The following is a 19,509-nucleotide window of genomic DNA, read 5'->3' on the forward strand; positions in this document are numbered from 1 at the left end:
TAAATTTGGCCGCCCCCCTTGAAATACGGGCGCAAAACCTGACTTTAGGGGCAAGAAATTAAAACAGGTGATCCCCCGTGCCCAATGATGTGCCCCCACAAACCGCCCCTGCCCTGCAAATCGACATCGTATCTGATGTGATGTGCCCTTGGTGCATTGTCGGGTATCGCCAGTTGGAGCAGGCCCTTGCGCAAACCGGTGTGGGTGCTTTCATCCGTTGGCATCCGTTCGAGCTGAACCCCCAAATGCCACCTGAAGGTCAGAACACGGCCGAGCATATTATGGAAAAATACGGCGCGAGCGCCGAGCAGTCAGCACAGAACCGCGCGCATCTGGTGCAAATTGGCGAAGGGTTGGGTATTGATTTCAACTTTACCCCCGACAGCCGCATGGTGAACAGCTTTGCCGCGCATCAGCTTTTGCACTGGGCCCAGGAACACAACCTTCAGCACCCGTTAAAGCTGGCGCTGTTCAAGGCGCATTTCACACAAGGGCGTGATGTGTCTGATCAGGGCGTTCTGGTTGATGTAGCCGAAGACGTTGGCCTTGACCGTGCGAAGGCCGTCGAGGTTTTGGAAAGCGGCAGCCACGCAGATGCGGTGCGCGAGCTTGAAGGCACGTGGACGGGTCAGGGAATCACTGGCGTGCCTGCGATGGTGTTCGAAGGCAAATATCTGGTAACCGGCGCACAAGGCGCAGAGAACTACGGCCAAGTCATCCAGCAAATCATGGCGGAAAAGACAGCCGCCTAATCATGCAAATAGAAAGCGGGGCGCAAAGCAGCTGAAAATGGTGGAATGGATCATCTCTGATGGCTTGACCGATTTCAGAACCGCCGAGGCGTGGATGGAAGACCGTGCAACCCAGATAGCGGCGGGCACGGCTGATGAATGCATTTGGCTGGTGGAACATCCGGCGCTTTATACCGCAGGCACCTCGGCCAAAATCGATGATCTGACTGACCCTGACCGATTTCCTGTCTATGATACCCGCCGCGGCGGGCAATATACCTATCACGGGCTGGGCCAGCGAGTTGTCTATGTCATGTTGGACGTGGGCAAACGGGGCCGCGACGTGCGCCGCTTTGTACAAGAGCTTGAGGCCTGGGTGATCGCCACCCTCGACAGCTTTAATGTCACCGGCGAAATACGCGAAGGTCGGGTTGGCGTCTGGGTCGAACGACCTGACAAGCCCCTGATGGCGAATGGTAATACAGCAGAAGACAAAATCGCGGCCATCGGCATACGATTGCGTAAATGGGTCAGCTTTCACGGCATCAGCATCAACGTTGATCCCGACCTGAGCCACTTTGACGGCATCGTGCCCTGCGGGATCAGCGGCCATGGGGTCACGTCGCTGGTTGATCTTGGGTTGCCCGTTACGATGGATACACTCGACGTTGCATTGCGCGCGGCGTTCGAGACAGTTTTCGAAACGCAACGATAGGGCTTTCGATTCGCGGAATCTGCTCCCCGAGCGATATCTGACCACCCCCGGTCATTCCCCACGAAGTTGCCAAGCACGTACCGCATAAAATAGCGCTCGCAGCGTCTTTTTGAGGAAAAGATATTCCGAAATTTACATATGTTTCACTTCTTTCATCTTACTTGTCAGATGAAAGGTCCGAAAAACACAGTTAAAACAGCCTCGATTTCCAAAACCGGCCTACCTGCCACGCGCTTGCTTTTTTGAGAAAATACCGCCCCTGCGGCAATGGGGGCCATTGCCCCTTTGGGCAAGGCGCACTAAAACGAATGATAATCCAGCGCGCGTTCCCTGTCGGGGCGTGGGTTGACCAACCAATCTCAGGAGGCACCGCATGGCCGACGCAGCCATTCACGGGCAAGACCATCACGACGAGCGTGGATTTTTCACACGCTGGTTTATGTCCACGAACCACAAAGACATCGGTATTCTATATCTGATCGTCTCAGCCCTCGTTGGCTTTGTTTCTGTCTGTTTTACCATCTATATGCGACTAGAGCTGATGCACCCAGGTGTTCAGTACATGTGTATGGAAGGTGCGCGTTTTATTGCTGATAGTTCGGCAACATGTACGCCAAACGGCCATCTCTGGAACGTTTTGATCACCGGTCACGGCATCCTGATGATGTTCTTTGTGGTTATCCCCGCCCTTTTCGGCGGCTTTGGTAACTACTTCATGCCGCTGCAAATCGGCGCGCCTGACATGGCGTTCCCCCGTATGAACAACCTGTCTTTCTGGCTGTATGTTGGCGGTACAACGCTGGCAATCTGTTCGGTTCTGACACCGGGCGGCAACGGCCAACTGGGGTCCGGCGTTGGCTGGGTTCTGTATCCACCGCTGTCCGTCCGCGAGGGTGGGATGTCGATGGATTTCGCGATCTTCGCGGTTCACGTATCCGGCGCGTCCTCGATCCTTGGTGCGATCAACATGATCACCACATTCCTGAACATGCGTGCCCCCGGCATGACCCTGTTCAAGGTGCCATTGTTCAGCTGGTCGATCTTTGTCACCAGCTGGCTGATCTTGCTGTCCCTGCCCGTTTTGGCTGGCGCGATCACCATGCTGCTGATGGACCGTAACTTTGGCTTTGCGTTCTTTGACCCAGCAGGCGGCGGTGATCCGGTACTGTACCAGCACATCTTGTGGTTCTTCGGTCACCCCGAAGTGTACATTATCATTCTGCCTGGCTTTGGTATTATCAGCCACGTCATTGCGACGTTCAGCCGCAAACCGATCTTTGGCTACCTGCCAATGGTTTGGGCGATCATCGCCATCGGCGCGTTGGGCTTTGTTGTGTGGGCGCACCACATGTACACAGTCGGTCTGACCCTGAACCAACAAGCATATTTCATGCTTGCGACCATGGTCATCGCGGTGCCGACAGGCGTCAAAGTCTTCAGCTGGATTGCCACCATGTGGGGCGGTTCCATTGAATTCAAGACGCCAATGCTTTGGGCCTTCGGCTTCCTGTTTCTCTTCACCGTTGGTGGGGTTACAGGGATCGTTCTGTCCCAAGCGGCTGTCGACCGCTACTACCATGACACCTACTATGTGGTTGCGCACTTCCACTATGTGATGTCGCTGGGTGCTGTATTCGCGATCTTTGCAGGTATCTACTTTTACCTGCCCAAGATGTCGGGCCGCATGTACCCTGAATGGGCGGGCAAGCTGCACTTCTGGGCGATGTTCATCGGTGCAAACCTGACCTTCTTCCCACAGCACTTCTTGGGCCGTCAGGGCATGCCACGTCGCTACATCGACTACCCAGAGGCATTTGCCTACTGGAACCTGTGGTCCTCGATCGGCGCGTTCCTCAGCTTTGCATCCTTCATCTTCTTCTTCGGCGTCATCTTGTACACATTGACCCGAGGCGCACGGAGCACGGCTGCGAACCCATGGAACGAATATGCAGATACTCTTGAGTGGACTTTGCCAAGCCCACCCCCAGAGCACACTTTCGAAACCCTGCCAAAGCAGGAAGAATGGGACAAGCAGCCAAGCCACTAAGGTTAGGCCGTAAAATACAAGGGGCTCCAACGGCGGTTGGGGCCCCTTTTTCATGCCCAAGCTTCACCCGAATGCAGGCCCTGCCCGGACGCCTAAAACAGCAAACGCTTTTGCAAACCGATTTTTGCCCTAAAGTACCATTTGAACCTGACCCGAATGGACATCTTTTATGCCCTTACACATCACATCAATCTACGCGGCATTAACCGCTTTGATTTTTCTGACCCTCAGCATCCGCGTTATCATCTATCGTCGTGCCAACATCATTTCGCTTGGCGATAGCGGCGACAAGAACTTGCTGAAACGGATGCGCGCCCAAGCAAACTGCGCCGAATATGCGCCGTTGGCATTGATCCTCTTGATGCTTAGCGAACTGGCAGGTGCACCCTCACTGGCCCTGCATGTGCTGGGCGTCTTGTTGGTGGCGGGGCGTGCGCTGCATGCCATTGGTTTTGCCTCCACCCCGCAGAAAATCATTCTGCGTCAGCTCGGGATGGCGATGAACATTACCATGATCACCTTCGCGGCCCTGGGGCTTTTGGGCCACGCACTGCTTTAACAGGCCCCAAAAACCGCCGCTGAAAAAAACTTTGAAAAAAGTGCATTCAAAGCTGATTTCCCTCTTGCAGACACAGCGCCCTATGGGTATCTCACGCCCTACCAGAGGATGCGGGCGTAGCTCAGGGGTAGAGCATAACCTTGCCAAGGTTAGGGTCGGGCGTTCGAATCGCCTCGCCCGCTCCAACTGGTTTCTGCAACCCCAGCAGATAAAAACAAGGCCGCCTTCGGGCGGCCTTTGTGTTTTCAGCGACAGATATTTTCGACGCAGAAACGCCCCCTTCCCACAGCCGGGCCATAGGTGTTCCGTGAAATTGACACCGTACAGCGGACCTAAATGCACCGTGCACTGCCTCGCAAATTTCGGTTCGTGCAACCGCCCGCCACCCTATGCCCTGAACCAATCGGCGGAAAAACGCGCCCGTTCTTGGCCTCGTTAAATAACGCACTATGTGTAGGGCACGAATGTTTCTTTGGCCGGTTACGTGGCGGCAGCAGCCTTATAAAACAGTAAGAAAACAGGCCTTTGTCATATTCTTGCCTAGATTGAAACCTAGCGTCGGCACTACCCAGTTACACATGTGTCAAATTCGATGCAAAAGCGATAAATCAAGGACGAGGCAAGTCATGAAAATTCTAGTGGTAGACGATGATCCATTCATTCTTGAATTGTTCCCCGAGATTTTTGAGCTGGCCGACCTAACGGATATCCACACGGCCGTTGGCGGGCCTGAGGCCTTGGAACTGATCGCATCTGAAAAGCAGCCGTTTGATTGCTTTGTTTTGGATGTTGATATGCCCGAGATGGACGGGATCGAGCTGTGCCGCCGCATCCGCGCCCTGCCCGGTCACGACATGACCCCGATCTTGATGCTTACCGCCCGCACCGATGCCGTTTCGATCGAAAGCGCTTTTGCCGCGCGCGCGAACGACTACATCTCGAAGCCGTTTAACCTGAAAGACGTCTATAACCGTATTCGCGTTGCAGAACGGCTTAGCGAAGCTGCGAAAACTGTGGTCACCATCGACGCGCTTGATATTTCTGATGAAAATCCGATTGGCACGCATCCCTTTGACCTGGCTGAAAAGCTGTATTTCTCCAATGTGGACCGGCTGATCCTATCCTTTTCGCTTGGCAACTACCTTACACAACTTGACCGCAAAACCTTGAACGGATGCAAAGTGTTTTGCGTGTCGCTCGATTCCGCAGAACAAGTGTATGAGACCACGACCTCGGCCGATTTTGCGAAGCTTTTGTCTGATCTGGGTGAAAGCATTTACAGCGTCGTCGAAAGTCAGCATCTGCTGATGTCTTACGTGGGCAACGGGCAATTCATTTGCATCAACCGCGAGACTGAGCTTCCCGATTGGGAGGTGCTGGAAACTGAAATCCAGCGCAGTATTGAAGAGACGTCGTATGGCTTGAAAGCGGATGATCACATCGCGATCACAGTGTCGGTCGGCACCCCGATTGTACCAAACGCGAACCGGACACAGCGTGTGAAAAACACCTTTACCCGCGCGATCTGCCGCGCGGAAATGCGCGCGTCGAACAAGGCATCCGTCGCCGTGAAGTCTAATTAATCGGAAACTGGACCAAACATTTGGCCGCATTCAGGCGGTAATCTTCTAGCGTGGCGTCGATGTCGCGCCGGTCGCGCACGATGCCCATTGCGGCCTTCTTTTCGGCCCGCGTACCAGTGACATGACGTTCGAGGATCAGAACGGTAATGCTAAGCATGACGTTCTTTTGATCCTCGTCGATCATATCCGCACGCGCCAACGTCACCGCCGTATAGGCCAGCATATTGGCACAGCGCAAAGCCGCGGCTTCCTCGCCCTCATAGGTGCGGGCAGCAAAGGTGGGGGTGGCACATAACAGCGCCACACACAGGGCGATTAACGTTTTCAAAATACTTTGAAGGTCATCGTCGTCAAAGACCGCTCGATCCCGTCGATATCCAGCAAATGATCGTTGATATAGACGCCGACATCTTCACGTTTGGGAATATACAGCTTCATCAGCAGGTCAAAATCGCCAGATGTGGAATACAGCTCTGAATGGATTTCGCGCAGGGCGATTTCTTCGGCAACGCGGTAAGTTGTGCCAGGGCGGCACCGTATCTGGATAAAGACGCAGGTGGACATGAAAAGGCCTTCGGCTGATTGCGATGCTAACACGCTGTCATAGCAGGGTATGGGCTGCAATCCCCTATGAGACGCAAATCCGTTTTGCAGGCCTTGGCGTGGCCGCGCGCACTGCTATAAGGGCAACAACAGCCGGAGAATTCCCAATGCGTCAAGCCACCATCAGCCGTTCCACTGCCGAAACCCAGATCGTTGTCGAGATCAACCTTGATGGCAGCGGGGCCTATGACAACAACACTGGCGTAGGTTTCTTTGACCACATGCTGGATCAATTGGCGCGGCACTCGCTGATTGATATGAAGATCACCGCCAAGGGCGACCTGCATGTTGATGACCACCACACTGTCGAGGACGTGGGCATTGCAATCGGTCAGGCGCTGACCCAGGCCTTGGGCGACAAACGTGGCATCCGCCGGTATGGCGCATGCCTGCTGCCCATGGATGATGCATTGGTGCGCACAGCCCTCGATCTGTCTGCCCGCCCCTTTCTGATTTGGAACGTGGCTTTGCCCTCGGCCAAGATCGGGAGCTTTGACACCGAACTGGTGCGCGAGTTCTTTCAGGCGCTGTCCACCCATGGCGGCATCACCCTGCACGTGGACATGCTGCACGGCCTTAACAGCCACCACATTGCCGAGGCGGCGTTCAAATCCGTGGCCCGTGCGCTGCGCGAAGCAGTCGAGGTCGACACCCGCAAGGCAGGCGATATCCCGTCCACCAAAGGCGCGCTGTAGGGCATGTTAACCGCGATTATTGACTACGAATCCGGCAATCTGCACTCCGCCCACAAGGCGTTTGAACGCATGGCCCGCGAAGGCGACGCAGGCGATGTTGTCGTCACGGCCGACGCCGACGTGGTTGCCCGCGCCGATCGCCTTGTGCTGCCCGGCGACGGGGCGTTCCCGGCGTGCATGGCATCCCTCAAGGGGCACAGCGGGATTTACGCCGCCATGGTCGAGGCGGTCGAGGTCAAAGGCCGCCCCTTCTTGGGCATTTGCGTGGGCATGCAGTTGATGGCCTCTTGGGGCCGCGAATACGAAGATACCCAAGGGTTGGGCTGGATCGAGGGCGAAGTAACCAAGATCACCCCAGCTGACCCCACGCTAAAGGTGCCCCATATGGGCTGGAATGATCTGATCATCGACCATCCGCACCCGGTATTCGACGGTATAAACACCGGTGATCACACGTATTTTGTGCACAGCTATCATATGGTCGTGACCAACCCTGCCGAGCGTCTGGCCCATGTCGATTATGCAGGCGATGTTACCGCCGTGATTGGCCGTGACACCATGTTGGGCATGCAGTTCCACCCAGAGAAAAGCCAAACCACCGGCCTGCGTATGATCGCCAACTTCTTGAAGTGGCGACCATAAGTTTCACGCACCGGCCCGCTATCCGGGGCCGGGTGCGCCATACGGCACCCCAGCTTACTTAAGCCGGCTCCAGTTTTGTTTTGAGCACAGCAAACCGCCCGCAATGCAACCGGACAGCTTTAGGTTATCGCCCGCAACGGTCATCTTGCCGATATAGATTTTATCGTTCGAGGGCCGCCAGACCTTGCCCGCATAATTGCCCTTGCCATCCGGTGCCATGCCGATGACCAACTGTTTACCAAGGTTAGGCGACTTATATTCGCCATCGTCGTTAAACGTACGCATCATCGTGCCGCAAATTTCTGCGCCGCATGGTGTCATTTTCACATGCGCATAGGCCCCGTCATCCGGTTGTGTCTTCCAAACGCCAACAGCAGGATCCGCCGCCATCGCAGCGCCTGCTGCCATGACACTTAGTGCCGCTGCCAAAATCAGTCTTTTCATGATATATCCTCCCGATACGCGGATAGTCTGGCGCATATTTGTCTCTTCAGGCAAGGTTGACGTAAGGGCCGCACCTGCTGCGTTGCACATTTACGCCCATCATGCGATTTCACCTTCAACACCCGCAACCCAAGGCGAGCCATATGATCCTTTACCCCGCAATCGACCTCAAAGACGGCCAAGCCGTGCGCCTTGTGCATGGCGACATGGAAAAATCCACGGTTTTCAACGACGACCCCGCAGCCCAAGCCCGCGCTTTTGTTGATGCTGGCTGCACTTGGCTGCACCTGGTGGACCTTAACGGCGCATTTGCAGGCACCCCCGTCAACGCCGCCCCGGTCGAGGCGATCTTGAAATCTTGCAATGTCCCCGCCCAACTTGGCGGCGGCATCCGCGACATGGCCACGATCGAGGCCTGGCTCGACAAGGGGCTGGCCCGCGTCATCCTTGGCACCGTTGCCGTTGAAAACCCCGATCTGGTCCGCGAAGCCGCCCGTGCCTTCCCCGGCAAAGTTGCCGTTGGTATCGACGCCCGCAATGGCCGCGTCGCAACCAAAGGCTGGGCAGAAGAGACCGATGTGATGGTCACCGATCTGGCAAAATCCTTTGAAGATGCAGGCGTCGCGGCGATCATCTACACTGATATCCTGCGCGACGGGGCCATGGGCGGCCCCAACATCGATGCCACAGCCGATCTTGCCCGCGCGGTCAATATCCCGGTCATCGCCTCCGGCGGCGTCAGCTCCCTTGATGACCTCAAAGCACTCAAAGCCACCAACGTCATCTCCGGTGCCATCTCGGGCCGTGCCCTCTACGACGGTGCTATCGATCTCCAAGAAGCCCTCAAAGCGCTCGCCTGATGTTCCAAATGGCTAAAAATCCTCGGGAGGTCTGGAGGGCAGACAGCCCTCCAGCCGCTTGCCACCTGCACATGCGCCATCTAAAGAATACCCATGCTTAAAACCCGTATCATCCCCTGCCTTGATGTCGCCGATGGCCGTGTGGTCAAAGGCGTGAATTTCGTTGGCCTGCGCGATGCGGGCGATCCCGTTGATGCGGCCATCGCCTATGATGCTGCCGGCGCGGACGAACTGTGTTTTCTCGACATTCATGCCACCCATGAAAACCGCGGCACCATGTTTGATCTGGTGACCCGCACCGCTGAACATTGCTACATCCCCCTAACCGTGGGCGGCGGTGTGCGGACGGTGGCAGATGTGCGCGCCTTGCTTCTGGCCGGTGCCGACAAGGTCAGCTTTAACTCCGCCGCCGTTGCAGATCCTGATGTCATCGCACGGGCCGCCGATCAATTCGGCAGCCAATGCATCGTCTGCGCCATCGATGCAAAAACCGTTAGCCCCGGCAAATGGGAAATATTCACCCATGGTGGCCGCAAACCCACCGGCATCGACGCCGTGGAATTTGCCAAGCTCGTCACGGCCAAAGGTGCGGGTGAAATTCTGCTCACCTCGATGGACCGCGACGGCACCAAACAAGGCTTCAATCTCCCCCTGACCCGCGCCATCTCTGACGCGGTCAGCGTGCCGGTTATTGCCTCGGGCGGCGTTGGCAATCTCGATCACCTCGTTGACGGCGTCACCAAAGGCGGTGCCTCTGCCGTGCTTGCCGCCTCGATCTTTCACTTTGGCGAATATACGGTCGCGCAAGCCAAACAGCATATGGCCGCCGCCGGCATCCCGATGAGGCTGACATGACCCTAGATGACCTTTACGCCACCATCAGCGCCCGCAAAACCGCCGACCCGTCAAGCAGTTGGACAGCGCAGCTTCTGGCCAAAGGCCCGGAAAAATGTGCCGAAAAATTCGGGGAAGAGGCAATAGAAGCCATTATCGAAGCCGTGAAGGACGACAAAAAGGCGCTCACATCTGAGGCCGCCGATGTGCTTTACCACCTGCTGGTCATGCTCGCATCACGCGATGTGCCGCTCACAGATGTGTTGGATGAACTCGCGCGCCGCCAAAACCAAAGCGGTATCGCTGAAAAAGCATCCCGCTAGGCTTCTCTGGCTCTTAAATATCCTGGGGGGAAAGCCGATATATCGGCTTGGGGGGCCAGCCCCCCTTCCCCGCCGCCGCAGGCACTATGACTCTATTACAGCTTGCTCGAGATCATCCCCGTCGCAAAACCGCCCATGCGCAACTCGGAAAACAGACGCTGATACTCAATCTTCGGACAGCGGTTCTGGATCACCGTGACACCGCGCGCCTCTGCCAAGGCCGCAGCCTCCGCATGTTCCACACCAATTTGCATCCAGATCGTCTGTAACTTGGGAAAGCTCGCCAACGCCTCTTCGACGATCTCCGGCACAGCTTCCGAGCGGCGGAAAATATCGACCATATCCACATCACCCTCGATGTCCGACAGCTTTGCGACAACCTTGGCACCGAACAATGTCTCGCCCGCGTGGCCGGGGTTCACGGGAATCACCTCGAACCCCTTAAGCGATAGATAACGCGCCACAAAATAGCTGGGGCGCACCGGGTTCATCGACACGCCGACAACCGCAACACGCTTGGTCCGGGTCAGCACATCTTTCAAAAGGGCATCTGAATATATCATCGCCTACATCTACACCGATTCGGGCGAAAAAAAAGAGCGCCCGTCAGACAAAGGTCCGAGGGCGCTAAGGTATGGAACGAGGGACAGTTACAGATCGACGGGTGTTCCATACCCGCCGCCTTACACATGAAGTAAGAACTCTTTGCGCTATTCAAAGACCGTCTAACAAATCCGTGAATAAAACCTAAAGATTTGGGCAGAATACCGCCCAATGCCCGAGACATCGCCTCAGTCGAAAATGTCTTCGACAACGTCAAAAACCTCGCTGGCAAGTTCTTTCAGCCAAGATTTACGGCGTTTCGAATGCTTCACCTTCGGTTTGGATGCCCGTTTGACAGGTTTAGCGGCCGGGAACCGCCGCAAGGCTGGCGGCACACCGACGCCCGTGGTTTTCGCCTTGGGCGCCGGAATTTGCTTTAAATCATGCAGCGGCGCGCCACATTGCGCGCAGGACAGTTCGTGGCGGCCCACATCCAGCGTCAAAGCCGCTTTGCTGCCGCAAAAACAGCAGGTTGCGATCTTTGTTGGATAGGCCATTGCGTCTTTCCCCTAGCGCCGGATTTACCCGTGCGGACGAGACGCATATAGGGCGATTGCCGCCGCGTTCGAGACATTGAGCGAGCCAAATCCGCCATCTGCGTCAATCCGCACCAGCATATCCACCGTTTCTTTGGTCTTTTCACGCAACCCCGGCCCCTCGGCCCCCAGCACCAGTGCAACGGGGCGATCCCGCTTTCCCTCCAGTGCGGCCTCGACCGTCATATCGGCCTCACCATCCAGCCCAAGCACCAAATACCCCATATTCTGAAGCTCTTTGATCGAATCCGCCAAGTTACGCACCCGCAGATAGGGCTGACGCTCCAACGCGCCGCTGGCCGATTTCGCCAGCGATCCGGTTTCAGGGGCAGCGTGATGGCGCATGCCAATCACGGCGGACGCGCCCAAAACCTCGGCCGAGCGCAAGATTGCCCCAACGTTATGCGGATCGGTCACGCGGTCGAGCAATAACACACGCGGTGCCTCTGCCCCGATGCAAACCTCGGCCAACGATCCCCATGCCAGCGGCTTGACCTCTAGCACAGCGCCCTGATGCACCGACCCTTGATCAAGCGGCGGGCGGAATTTGCGCGGGTCCACGACCTCTGGCTCGATTCCCGCTTTTGCGATCGCCTCTTCCAGCTTGATCTGCGCATTTGGCGTGACCATCAGCTTTAGCTTCTCGCGTTTGGGATTCTCCAGCGCGTCACGCACAGCGTGCAAGCCGAATAACCACACGGTTTGGTTCGCCTCGACCTTTTTATCTTGCTCTTTTTGCACGACCCACTTCGGTTTTTTCATGCCCAGACCCTCTATCATATGCTGCAAGGATCATTTCCCTGCCTTTCGCCTAGGTTTTCGCCTTGACGCCTATCAGGACCGCTTGTAATCACGCCTTCACATCCGGTGCAATGCACTGGCTGAAAGTGGGCGACAGGCCGCAAGGTGTGGCAGGGGACTGTAACTCCCTCGCGGAGACGCACGCCTGGTTCGATTCCAGGGTCGCCCACCACTTTCACATCAGATGTCCGATTGGGTCAAACCCCGCCCTTGGGGGTAGTGTAACCGCCGCATTTATTTGGCATCTTTTGCGAAACGCCCTTTGCCCCTATAGTTCGACAAAATGGCAAGAGGCAGCGCGTTGACCAATCCCCCCGCCCCATCGCAGGACTTTAATATTGTCGTCGTCGGGCAACAGGGCCGTCTGGCATACGAGGCATTGCTGTTTGCCGCGTCCCTGCGCCACAGCAGCCCCGATTTTCGCGGACGCCTTTTGGTGGCCGAACCGCAGCCCGGGCACCAATGGCCAAACGACCCCAATATCAAAAGCGATGAAATTCGTACCGCTCTAACCGATTTGGGTGCCGAGATTATCCCGTTTCACTCGGAACATTTCGGTGCATCCTATCCCTATGGCAACAAGATCGAGATGCTGAGCGCCCTGCCCAAAGGCGAACCCTTTGTCTTTTTCGACACCGATACGCTGATCACGGGCGACATCACCCAAGTTCCGTTCGATTTTGACCGCCCGACCGCATCGCTGCGCCGCACCAACACGTGGCCTGTGCCCCAGCTATACGGGCCACAATATACCGGGCTGTGGAAATCGCTGTATGACATGTTTGATCTTGATTTCGAAAGCAGCCTCGATCTCAGCCAGCCGGACGAATACTGGCAAAGATACCTCTATTTCAACGCAGGTTTTTTCTTTTACCGTTGCCCGCATGAATTCGGTGCCAAGTTTTTGGAATATGCGCTGGCGATCCGCGACACGCCGCCGGAGGAGCTTTGCGCACAAAGCTTTGACCCGTGGCTGGACCAAGTCGCCTTGCCACTGGTCATCCACGCATTGGGCGGCGGACGCGACACCCTGCCAGAGGGCCTGCTAGATGGCAGCGTAAGCTGTCACTACAGGTTCCTGCCCCTGCTTTATGCGCGCGAAAGCCAAAGCGCGGTTGATGTTCTGGAAACGGTCGCGGCCCCGAACAAGTTAAAGAAGGTCCTCAAGGGCCACGACCCGATCAAACGGATGATCTATCAAGGGCGCGGTCGGAAAGCGCGGGCGCTGTTTGACCAGGATAATTTGCCCCGCAAAGAACAAGCGATCCGGAACCGTCTAAAATCCAACGGCTATTGGATGCGCTAGACCCACATCGGGCGGCGGAAAATTCGAATTTTCCGGGTCGGCATTTTTTGAAAATTCCGTCTCCCCCCGCGACCGCTGCACAATCACTTGTACCGCAATGCCCATTCCAATATCTCTTTCTCAAACAATCCACGGGAGGATGACCATGACTGACGGCCCAACATACGGCTTTGACACGCTGCAAATTCACGCAGGGGCCAAGCCTGATCCAGCCACTGGCGCGCGCCAGACGCCGATCTACCAAACCACCGCTTATGTGTTCCGCGACGCCGATCATGCGGCCGCATTGTTCAACCTGCAAGAAGTCGGGTTTATCTATTCGCGCCTGACCAACCCAACCGTTGCCGTGCTGCAAGAACGCATTGCCACGCTTGAGGGTGGCGTCGGCGCTGTTTGTTGCTCTTCCGGTCACGCGGCGCAGATCATGGCGCTGTTCCCGTTGATGGGCCCCGGCAAGAACATCATCGCCTCGACCCGTCTGTACGGCGGCACGGTCACCCAGTTCAGCCAAACCATCAAACGTTTCGGCTGGTCCTGCAAATTTGTTGATTTCGATGATGTCGACGCGGTTAAAGCTGCCGTTGATGACGACACCCGCGCCATCTTTGGCGAGGCGATTGCAAACCCCGGTGGCTATATCATGGATGTACGTTCCATCGCGGATGTGGCCGATGCTGCCGGTATCCCGCTGATCATCGATAACACCACTGCCACACCGTACCTGTGCCGCCCCATTGAACATGGCGCGACGCTGGTCGTGCATTCCACCACCAAATACCTGACCGGCAACGGCACTGTCACCGGCGGCTGTATCGTGGATTCCGGCAAGTTCGACTGGTCCGCGAATGACAAATTCCCGTCGCTTAGCCAGCCAGAGCCTGCGTATCACGGCCTCAAGTTCCACGAGACCTTTGGCCCGCTTGCCTTTACCTTCCACGGCATTGCCATCGGTCTGCGCGATCTGGGTATGACCATGAACCCCCAAGCCGCGCATTACACGTTGATGGGCACCGAAACCCTGTCCCTGCGGATGGAGCGTCACGTCGAGAACGCCATGAAAATCGCGCAATGGCTCGAGAATGACGACCGCGTCGATTACGTGACCTATGCTGGCCTCGAATCCTCGCCGTATTTTGAACGCGTCAAAACCGTGTGCCCCAAGGGTGCTGGTGGTTTGTTCACCTTCGCGGTCAAGGGTGGCTATGACGCTTGCGTCAAACTGGTGAACGCCCTGGAAATCTTTAGCCACGTCGCCAACTTGGGCGACACACGATCACTGATCATCCACTCGGCTTCGACCACGCACCGCCAGCTTAGCGCGGAACAGCAAGAGGCCGCAGGCGCCGGCGCAAATGTTGTGCGTGTGTCCATCGGGACGGAAGATGCGAATGATTTGATCGCGGATCTGGATCAGGCGCTGGCCAAAGCCACCAGCTGATTTAGCGATACTGACAATAAAAAGCGCCCGAAGGACCATCGTCTTTCGGGCGCTTTTGCATTTTCAAAGATGTTTATCGCGCGTCTAGTCTTGCGCGATGGCGAATTGCATATTCACCTGCGCGCGCACGCTGACCTCGCCTGACTCGATTGGCACGTCCATGCTGCGCATCTGCGACGCCTTCATTTCCATCGGCATGTATCCTTGGCTGGATTCCGACATTTGCAGGACATCCCCCAACTTTACCCCCGCCGCATCGGCAAGCTGATTGGCGCGCGCCATCGCATCGGCGACCGCACCTTTACGCGCCTCGATCAACGCATTGGCATTATCTTGCAGCCCGAACTCCAGACCGTTGAAGTTATTCGCCCCTTCGGCCACCACGGCATCCAGCAGCGCGCCCAGCTTGCTCAGGTCGCGCACGGTGATGCTGACCGTGTTCCCCGCCTCATAGGCCGCCACTTGGGCCGGGCCGTTATCCTCGCGGGGGCGATTGTCATAGACGGGGCGCAGGTACAGGCCACTGGTCTGACGATCCAAACCCGCCACCTGAATGCTGTCCAACTGATCCAAGATGCCCCGCACCTTTTCCGACGTTTGACGCATGGCGTCAGATGCGGTCGCCGCGCGTTCCGATACGCCCAGCCGGATTGTCGCCATGTCAGGGGCCATTGATACGACCCCCTCACCGGTAACACTGATTCCCCGCGCACCGTCTTGAGCCACAGCACCTGTCGCCAACGCGATCCACATCACAGCAACCCATTGCAAAATTCGCATTATTTCAACCTTTGGTTTGATAAGTTCATCCTCGCCAATGTTTGGCGGTCCAATGCCTATACCGCAAGCCCCGTCGCCCCGCGGCCCTTTCCATAGGCAAACTACTGCTATAATCTTGGTGAAGTTCAGGCGCTCTGTTTTAATGAGCGTGTACATGCTAAAACTTCTCTCACAACCGCCCGGTCAAAAAGCGTCGATATGAAGCCAAATTTTGCACTGTCCCTGTCCGTCGAAGGCATCAGGCTATTGCACCGCTCCGCCGGGGGCTGGCACAGCATTGGCAATGTGCCTTTTGACGCCGAGGACATGCCCGCCGAACTGGCCATGCTACGCAAAACGGCAGCGGCACTGGAACCCGGCGGTGTTCGGACAAAGGTGCTGATCCCCAACGATCAGATCAAGTATATGACGCTTGAGACGCCTGATCTTTCCGACGCAGACCGCCTGTCCGAAGCCCGCCACGCGCTGGAAGGGGCAACCCCTTATGCCGTCGAAGATCTGGCATTTGATATCAGCAGTGACGGCGCGCAGACACATATTGCCGCCGTTGCGCGCGAAACCCTGGCCGAGGCTGAAGCCTTTGCAACGTCGCACCGTTTCCATCCCGTAAGCTTTGTCGCGCAGCCTGACAGCGATGTGTTTCAGGGCGAGCCGTTTTTTGGTCAAACGCAGGCGGCTGAAACCCTGCTTGAGCCCGGAGATACGGTAGAGCCGGACGAGGATGCCGTCGTGGTCCTTGGTCCGGGCGCGATACCTGTCGAGGATGAAGAAACGCCGGAGCCTGTTGCGGAGGCGTCCGATCCTCAGGCCGAGGATGAAGATGAGGCAGAGACCTCACCAGCGGCCCCGCCAGAGGAAGCTGAGCCGGCGGCAGAGGTGGAGCTAGAGGCTAAGCCAGCCGAGACGCAGCAACCTGTGGCGGAGGTCGTTCAAGAAGCCCCAGAGGCAGAAGAACCTGAAGAACCCGCACCTGTACCCACTACATTCGCAAGCCGCCGCGCGGCCACCGCGTCATCGACCACAGCGCCATCGGCGGGTGCCGCCACGCGCGGCGCGGCAGCAATGCCTGCCCCGCCCGGTTACACGCCGGTTTCAGGGGAACGGGCCGCTGCCAAACCGGCAATATCCGCCGATATCTTTCCCAACCCGATACCGGACAGCAGGTCACTCAGCACGGCAACGGATGAAGCAGCGTCACCCAAAAAACTTCGGTTCCTGAGCAGGCGGACAAAGCGCCAGCCAGCCGCCGCGACCGCCGTCAAAGACGTCACCTACACCCCAAGCAAGCCCGCGTCCGAAGCCGAACAGATGACGATCTTTGGCGCGCGCAAATCCAATGACGTGGGCGGCAAGCCGCGGTTCCTTGGGCTTTTGCTGACTGCCGTCTTGTTGGTGTTCCTTGCGGGCGTCGCGGCTTGGGCGTCTGTGTTTTTGGACGACGGCATTTCACTGTCGCGCCTGTTTTCCAACCGTGACACCACGGCGGTCGCATCGACACCCCTGAAAGCCGCTGATCCCGCCGTCACCGCCCCAGCGGTTGAAGCGACAATCGAACCACCCGCGGTGCAGGCCGTATTGGTACCTGCCCCCACACCCCAGCCTGACGAGGAACGCGTTGCCGCGTTAGACAGCAGCCTGACGGATGAAGACGGCGCGGTGCTCGACGCGCTGCGTGTGCCAGAGCGGCCCGAACCGCGCGCGCTGTCCCAACAACAAATCGAAGCGCGATATGCCACATCCGGCATCTGGCCGCTGGCACCCGACACGCCGACCGTCCCCGCGATGGTATCCCTTGATGACCTCTATATGACCAGCATCGATCCGGTCAGCACAGCAAATGACGCGGTGGCACTGCCCGCGCTGGCATCTTTTGGCGGAGATGAATTCGAGTTTGCACCATCATCACCCGCGCCGTCGGGCACCACATTTGCGCTGGATGACAGCGGCTTGGTCATTCCCACCCCTGAGGGGGCGTTGAATGCGGATGGCGTCAAAGTGATTGCAGGTCGCCCCCCCGTTGCGCCCCCCCCATCCGTGATACGCAGCGCACAAGCACCCGAAAGCCTAGACGACGCGCCGCAACGGCAGGCCCTGCTTGGGGTTAGACCCGTGGTGCGGCCAGAGGGGTTGATCGAAAGCAACGAGCGTTCAAACCTCGGCGGGCTGACACGCAACGAACTGGCCAGCCTGCGTCCGTTATTGCGCCCCGTATCCCTTCAACAAGCTGCTGCAGCTGCGGCGCAAGAAACGCCCGCCCCCGTCGCGGGCCCGGTGTCAGCCAATGCGTCGCTTGCATCAGCATCCCTTGCCGCAGCGTCGGCAAGACCCCCAGTGCCAACATTAGCAACGGTCCCCCTGTTTAATAATGCCACCCCGAATGCGATTGAAACGTCGCTGCGCCCTGATACGCGGCCAAAAGGTTTTTCAGCGATTGTACAGCGTGCAGAACGCGCCACGCCCGAACCCACCCAAGTGGCCACGACTGCATCTTTGGTGCCGCGCACCGTAAAACCCGACCTGCCATCAAAAGCATCAGTCGCCAAACAGGCCACGGTTAAGAACGCGATTAAGCTGCGCAAAATCAACTTGATCGGGGTGTATGGCCAGCCGTCCAGCCGCCGCGCGCTGGTTAGGCTTGCCAATGGCCGCTACCAAAAAGTGACTGTTGGTGACCGCCTGGATGGGGGCCGTGTGTCTGCCATTGGCGAGAGCGAGCTGCGCTATCGCAGAAGCGGGCGCGATGTCGTGCTGAAAATGCCGCGCGGCTAAGGGTGGTGCAGTTTAGGGGCGCTGCCCCCCGCCGCCTTACGGCGGCTCCCCCGGGATATTTAAGAGCCAGAGAAGCAATGGGGCCACACGGTGAGGTGCGGCCCTGAATGGTTTTGATCAGGCTGATGTCAGCTCGCCACTGTCGATCTGCTCTTGCTCGATGCTTTCGAACAGGGCTTTGAAATTGCCCTCTCCGAATCCGTCGTCGCCTTTGCGTTGGATGAATTCAAAGAAGATCGGGCCAATCACTGTTTTCGAGAATATCTGCAACAGGATGCGTGTTTCCCCGCCATCGACCACGCCTTCGCCGTCGATCAGGATCCCGTGCTTTTTCATACGGTCCAGCGGTTCCTCGTGGTCTTTCACCCGGTCCTTGCTGAGTTTGTAATAGGTATCAGGGGGACCCGGCATGAACTTGAGGCCGTTGTCAGCGATTTTGTCTGTGGCCTCATAGATGTCGCGCGCGCCCACAGCGATGTGTTGGATGCCCTCGCCTTTGTATTTTTTGAGATAGGCGACGATCTGACCTTTTTCGTCGCGATCCTGATTGATCGGGATCCGGATGCGGCCGCAGGGCGATGTCAAAGCGCGCGATGTCAGGCCGGTAAACTTGCCCTCGATATCGAAGAAACGGATTTCGCGGAAGTTGAACAAATCGCCGTAGAATTTGAACCACACGTCCATGTTCCCCTTGAACACATTATGCGTGAGGTGATCGAGGTAGTAGAACCCGACGCCAGCCGGTTTCGACTGTGCGATCCAATCGAATTCCTCGTTATAGGGGGAGGTGTCATAATACTGGTCCACGAAATAAATCAGCGAGCCGCCGATCCCTTCGATGGCGGGGACATCCAGAACCTTGCCCGGCCCGGTGTATTCTGTGGCCCCTTTCGACACCGCGTGGGCCAATGCGTGCTGCGCATCGACAACGCGCCATCCCATGGACGACGCACAAGGACCGTGTTCGCCCACAAATTTCGCGGCAAAGCTGTCGGGGTCGGCATTCAGCACATAGGTGATATCACCCTGCTGCCACAGTTCGACCGCCTGTTTTTTGTGATTGGCCACATGAGCATAGCCCATGCGCGTGAACAGGTCGCGCAATTCCTGCGGGTTTTCGCTGGCGAATTCAACGAACTCAAAGCCATCGGTACCAGCCGGATTTTCATCAGTGATCTGAGACTTTTCTGCATCGTGGGGAAACGGACCCATGGGGATTCTCCTATAGCTGGGATATTTT

The 19,509-nt window shown here is 57.2% G+C and carries 20 protein-coding genes, 2 tRNA genes and 1 pseudogene; 15 read left to right on the forward strand and 8 right to left on the reverse strand.

Annotation, left to right across the window (positions count from 1 at the left end; all coding sequences use genetic code 11):
- The first annotated feature begins 77 nt into the window (after positions 1 to 77).
- The 6 genes and pseudogenes from WNY39_RS05315 (at position 78) to WNY39_RS05340 (ending at position 5,635) form a co-directional block, all read left to right on the forward strand.
- Complete coding sequence (locus WNY39_RS05315; RefSeq protein WP_342844635.1) at positions 78 to 752, forward strand: DsbA family oxidoreductase; 675 nt, start codon at positions 78 to 80, stop codon at positions 750 to 752.
- Between the two features lie 28 nt (positions 753 to 780).
- Positions 781 to 1,446 (forward strand): annotated as a pseudogene (gene lipB, locus WNY39_RS05320) (lipoyl(octanoyl) transferase LipB); the annotation flags it as partial.
- Between the two features lie 373 nt (positions 1,447 to 1,819).
- On the forward strand, positions 1,820 to 3,493 hold the full coding sequence (gene ctaD / locus WNY39_RS05325) for a cytochrome c oxidase subunit I (RefSeq protein ID WP_341234223.1): 1,674 nt from the start codon (positions 1,820 to 1,822) through the stop codon (positions 3,491 to 3,493).
- Positions 3,494 to 3,662: 169 nt separating this feature from the next.
- Positions 3,663 to 4,052, forward strand: coding sequence for an MAPEG family protein (locus WNY39_RS05330; RefSeq protein WP_342844636.1), 390 nt, complete (start codon positions 3,663 to 3,665; stop codon positions 4,050 to 4,052).
- Positions 4,053 to 4,162: 110 nt separating this feature from the next.
- A tRNA-Gly gene (locus WNY39_RS05335) sits at positions 4,163 to 4,237 on the forward strand.
- Positions 4,238 to 4,678: 441 nt separating this feature from the next.
- Positions 4,679 to 5,635 carry a response regulator gene (locus WNY39_RS05340; protein ID WP_342844637.1) on the forward strand — a complete coding sequence of 319 codons (957 nt, stop codon included), beginning with the start codon at positions 4,679 to 4,681 and terminating at the stop codon, positions 5,633 to 5,635.
- Here WNY39_RS05340 and WNY39_RS05345 read toward each other — a convergent pair.
- Both WNY39_RS05345 and WNY39_RS05350 read right to left on the reverse strand, forming a co-directional pair.
- Positions 5,628 to 5,963 carry a hypothetical protein gene (locus tag WNY39_RS05345; RefSeq protein WP_342844638.1) on the reverse strand — a complete coding sequence of 112 codons (336 nt, stop codon included), beginning with the start codon at positions 5,961 to 5,963 and terminating at the stop codon, positions 5,628 to 5,630. The genes WNY39_RS05340 and WNY39_RS05345 overlap by 8 nt on opposite strands.
- Entirely contained in the window at positions 5,960 to 6,199 is a 240-nt protein-coding gene (locus WNY39_RS05350; RefSeq protein WP_342844639.1) for an Lrp/AsnC ligand binding domain-containing protein, read from the reverse strand. The genes WNY39_RS05345 and WNY39_RS05350 overlap by 4 nt, the downstream gene beginning before the upstream one ends.
- A 146-nt stretch (positions 6,200 to 6,345) precedes the next feature.
- Between WNY39_RS05350 and hisB the strand changes: the two genes are divergently transcribed.
- Both hisB and hisH read left to right on the forward strand, forming a co-directional pair.
- Positions 6,346 to 6,933 carry an imidazoleglycerol-phosphate dehydratase HisB gene (hisB, locus tag WNY39_RS05355; RefSeq protein WP_342844640.1) on the forward strand — a complete coding sequence of 196 codons (588 nt, stop codon included), beginning with the start codon at positions 6,346 to 6,348 and terminating at the stop codon, positions 6,931 to 6,933.
- Positions 6,934 to 6,936: 3 nt separating this feature from the next.
- Positions 6,937 to 7,575, forward strand: a complete 639-nt coding sequence (gene hisH / locus WNY39_RS05360) for an imidazole glycerol phosphate synthase subunit HisH (protein WP_342844641.1) — start codon at positions 6,937 to 6,939, stop codon at positions 7,573 to 7,575.
- Between the two features lie 54 nt (positions 7,576 to 7,629).
- Here the strand turns inward: hisH and WNY39_RS05365 are convergent, their stop codons facing one another.
- Entirely contained in the window at positions 7,630 to 8,019 is a 390-nt protein-coding gene (locus tag WNY39_RS05365) for a DUF2147 domain-containing protein (RefSeq protein WP_342844642.1), read from the reverse strand.
- A 143-nt stretch (positions 8,020 to 8,162) separates the two neighbouring features.
- Here WNY39_RS05365 and hisA point away from each other — a divergent pair, with 143 nt between their 5' ends.
- The 3 genes from hisA (at position 8,163) to WNY39_RS05380 (ending at position 10,036) form a co-directional block, all read left to right on the forward strand.
- Positions 8,163 to 8,879 carry a 1-(5-phosphoribosyl)-5-[(5-phosphoribosylamino)methylideneamino]imidazole-4-carboxamide isomerase gene (gene hisA / locus WNY39_RS05370; protein WP_342844643.1) on the forward strand — a complete coding sequence of 239 codons (717 nt, stop codon included), beginning with the start codon at positions 8,163 to 8,165 and terminating at the stop codon, positions 8,877 to 8,879.
- Between the two features lie 93 nt (positions 8,880 to 8,972).
- Positions 8,973 to 9,734, forward strand: a complete 762-nt coding sequence (gene hisF / locus WNY39_RS05375) for an imidazole glycerol phosphate synthase subunit HisF (RefSeq protein WP_342844644.1) — start codon at positions 8,973 to 8,975, stop codon at positions 9,732 to 9,734.
- A complete protein-coding gene (locus WNY39_RS05380) occupies positions 9,731 to 10,036 on the forward strand; it encodes a phosphoribosyl-ATP diphosphatase (RefSeq protein ID WP_342844645.1) in 306 nt (101 codons plus the stop codon). The genes hisF and WNY39_RS05380 overlap by 4 nt, the downstream gene beginning before the upstream one ends.
- Before the next feature lie 95 nt (positions 10,037 to 10,131).
- Here WNY39_RS05380 and WNY39_RS05385 read toward each other — a convergent pair whose 3' ends face one another.
- The 3 genes from WNY39_RS05385 to rlmB form a co-directional block, all read right to left on the reverse strand.
- Positions 10,132 to 10,599, reverse strand: coding sequence for a CoA-binding protein (locus WNY39_RS05385; protein WP_342844646.1), 468 nt, complete (start codon positions 10,597 to 10,599; stop codon positions 10,132 to 10,134).
- A 228-nt stretch (positions 10,600 to 10,827) separates the two neighbouring features.
- Entirely contained in the window at positions 10,828 to 11,136 is a 309-nt protein-coding gene (locus tag WNY39_RS05390) for a hypothetical protein (RefSeq protein ID WP_342844647.1), read from the reverse strand.
- A 24-nt stretch (positions 11,137 to 11,160) separates the two neighbouring features.
- Positions 11,161 to 11,937: a 23S rRNA (guanosine(2251)-2'-O)-methyltransferase RlmB gene (gene rlmB, locus WNY39_RS05395; RefSeq protein WP_342844648.1), complete on the reverse strand. Its 777-nt coding sequence runs from the start codon at positions 11,935 to 11,937 to the stop codon at positions 11,161 to 11,163.
- A 127-nt stretch (positions 11,938 to 12,064) separates the two neighbouring features.
- Here rlmB and WNY39_RS05400 point away from each other — a divergent pair.
- From WNY39_RS05400 to WNY39_RS05410, 3 genes are all read left to right on the forward strand, one after another.
- Positions 12,065 to 12,148, forward strand: a tRNA-Tyr gene (locus WNY39_RS05400).
- Positions 12,149 to 12,259: 111 nt separating this feature from the next.
- Positions 12,260 to 13,282 carry a hypothetical protein gene (locus tag WNY39_RS05405; protein WP_342844649.1) on the forward strand — a complete coding sequence of 341 codons (1,023 nt, stop codon included), beginning with the start codon at positions 12,260 to 12,262 and terminating at the stop codon, positions 13,280 to 13,282.
- A gap of 145 nt (positions 13,283 to 13,427) precedes the next feature.
- The gene (locus WNY39_RS05410; RefSeq protein ID WP_219579862.1) at positions 13,428 to 14,720 is read left to right on the forward strand and encodes an O-acetylhomoserine aminocarboxypropyltransferase/cysteine synthase family protein; all 1,293 of its coding nucleotides are present in this window, start codon (positions 13,428 to 13,430) and stop codon (positions 14,718 to 14,720) included.
- Positions 14,721 to 14,804: 84 nt separating this feature from the next.
- Here WNY39_RS05410 and WNY39_RS05415 read toward each other — a convergent pair whose 3' ends face one another.
- A complete protein-coding gene (locus WNY39_RS05415; protein ID WP_342844650.1) occupies positions 14,805 to 15,500 on the reverse strand; it encodes an SIMPL domain-containing protein in 696 nt (231 codons plus the stop codon).
- Between the two features lie 198 nt (positions 15,501 to 15,698).
- Between WNY39_RS05415 and WNY39_RS05420 the strand changes: the two genes are divergently transcribed.
- On the forward strand, positions 15,699 to 18,269 hold the full coding sequence (locus WNY39_RS05420) for a hypothetical protein (RefSeq protein WP_342844651.1): 2,571 nt from the start codon (positions 15,699 to 15,701) through the stop codon (positions 18,267 to 18,269).
- A 117-nt stretch (positions 18,270 to 18,386) separates the two neighbouring features.
- Here the strand turns inward: WNY39_RS05420 and hppD are convergent, their stop codons facing one another.
- Entirely contained in the window at positions 18,387 to 19,481 is a 1,095-nt protein-coding gene (gene hppD, locus WNY39_RS05425) for a 4-hydroxyphenylpyruvate dioxygenase (RefSeq protein ID WP_342844652.1), read from the reverse strand.
- Positions 19,482 to 19,509 lie beyond the last annotated feature (28 nt).

This window comes from Sulfitobacter sp. AS59, assembly GCF_038899995.1.
Lineage (GTDB): Bacteria > Pseudomonadota > Alphaproteobacteria > Rhodobacterales > Rhodobacteraceae > Sulfitobacter.

Coding starts and splice junctions, on each gene's coding strand:
- ctaD (WP_341234223.1), top strand. CDS start 1,820: ATGGCCGACGCAGCCATTCACGGGCAAGACCATCACGACGAGCGTGGA.
- WNY39_RS05330 (WP_342844636.1), top strand. CDS start 3,663: ATGCCCTTACACATCACATCAATCTACGCGGCATTAACCGCTTTGATT.
- WNY39_RS05340 (WP_342844637.1), top strand. CDS start 4,679: ATGAAAATTCTAGTGGTAGACGATGATCCATTCATTCTTGAATTGTTC.
- WNY39_RS05350 (WP_342844639.1), bottom strand. CDS start 6,199: ATGTCCACCTGCGTCTTTATCCAGATACGGTGCCGCCCTGGCACAACT.
- hisB (WP_342844640.1), top strand. CDS start 6,346: ATGCGTCAAGCCACCATCAGCCGTTCCACTGCCGAAACCCAGATCGTT.
- hisH (WP_342844641.1), top strand. CDS start 6,937: ATGTTAACCGCGATTATTGACTACGAATCCGGCAATCTGCACTCCGCC.
- WNY39_RS05365 (WP_342844642.1), bottom strand. CDS start 8,019: ATGAAAAGACTGATTTTGGCAGCGGCACTAAGTGTCATGGCAGCAGGC.
- hisA (WP_342844643.1), top strand. CDS start 8,163: ATGATCCTTTACCCCGCAATCGACCTCAAAGACGGCCAAGCCGTGCGC.
- hisF (WP_342844644.1), top strand. CDS start 8,973: ATGCTTAAAACCCGTATCATCCCCTGCCTTGATGTCGCCGATGGCCGT.
- WNY39_RS05380 (WP_342844645.1), top strand. CDS start 9,731: ATGACCCTAGATGACCTTTACGCCACCATCAGCGCCCGCAAAACCGCC.
- WNY39_RS05385 (WP_342844646.1), bottom strand. CDS start 10,599: ATGATATATTCAGATGCCCTTTTGAAAGATGTGCTGACCCGGACCAAG.
- WNY39_RS05390 (WP_342844647.1), bottom strand. CDS start 11,136: ATGGCCTATCCAACAAAGATCGCAACCTGCTGTTTTTGCGGCAGCAAA.
- rlmB (WP_342844648.1), bottom strand. CDS start 11,937: ATGAAAAAACCGAAGTGGGTCGTGCAAAAAGAGCAAGATAAAAAGGTC.
- WNY39_RS05405 (WP_342844649.1), top strand. CDS start 12,260: ATGGCAAGAGGCAGCGCGTTGACCAATCCCCCCGCCCCATCGCAGGAC.
- WNY39_RS05410 (WP_219579862.1), top strand. CDS start 13,428: ATGACTGACGGCCCAACATACGGCTTTGACACGCTGCAAATTCACGCA.
- WNY39_RS05415 (WP_342844650.1), bottom strand. CDS start 15,500: ATGCGAATTTTGCAATGGGTTGCTGTGATGTGGATCGCGTTGGCGACA.
- WNY39_RS05420 (WP_342844651.1), top strand. CDS start 15,699: ATGAAGCCAAATTTTGCACTGTCCCTGTCCGTCGAAGGCATCAGGCTA.
- hppD (WP_342844652.1), bottom strand. CDS start 19,481: ATGGGTCCGTTTCCCCACGATGCAGAAAAGTCTCAGATCACTGATGAA.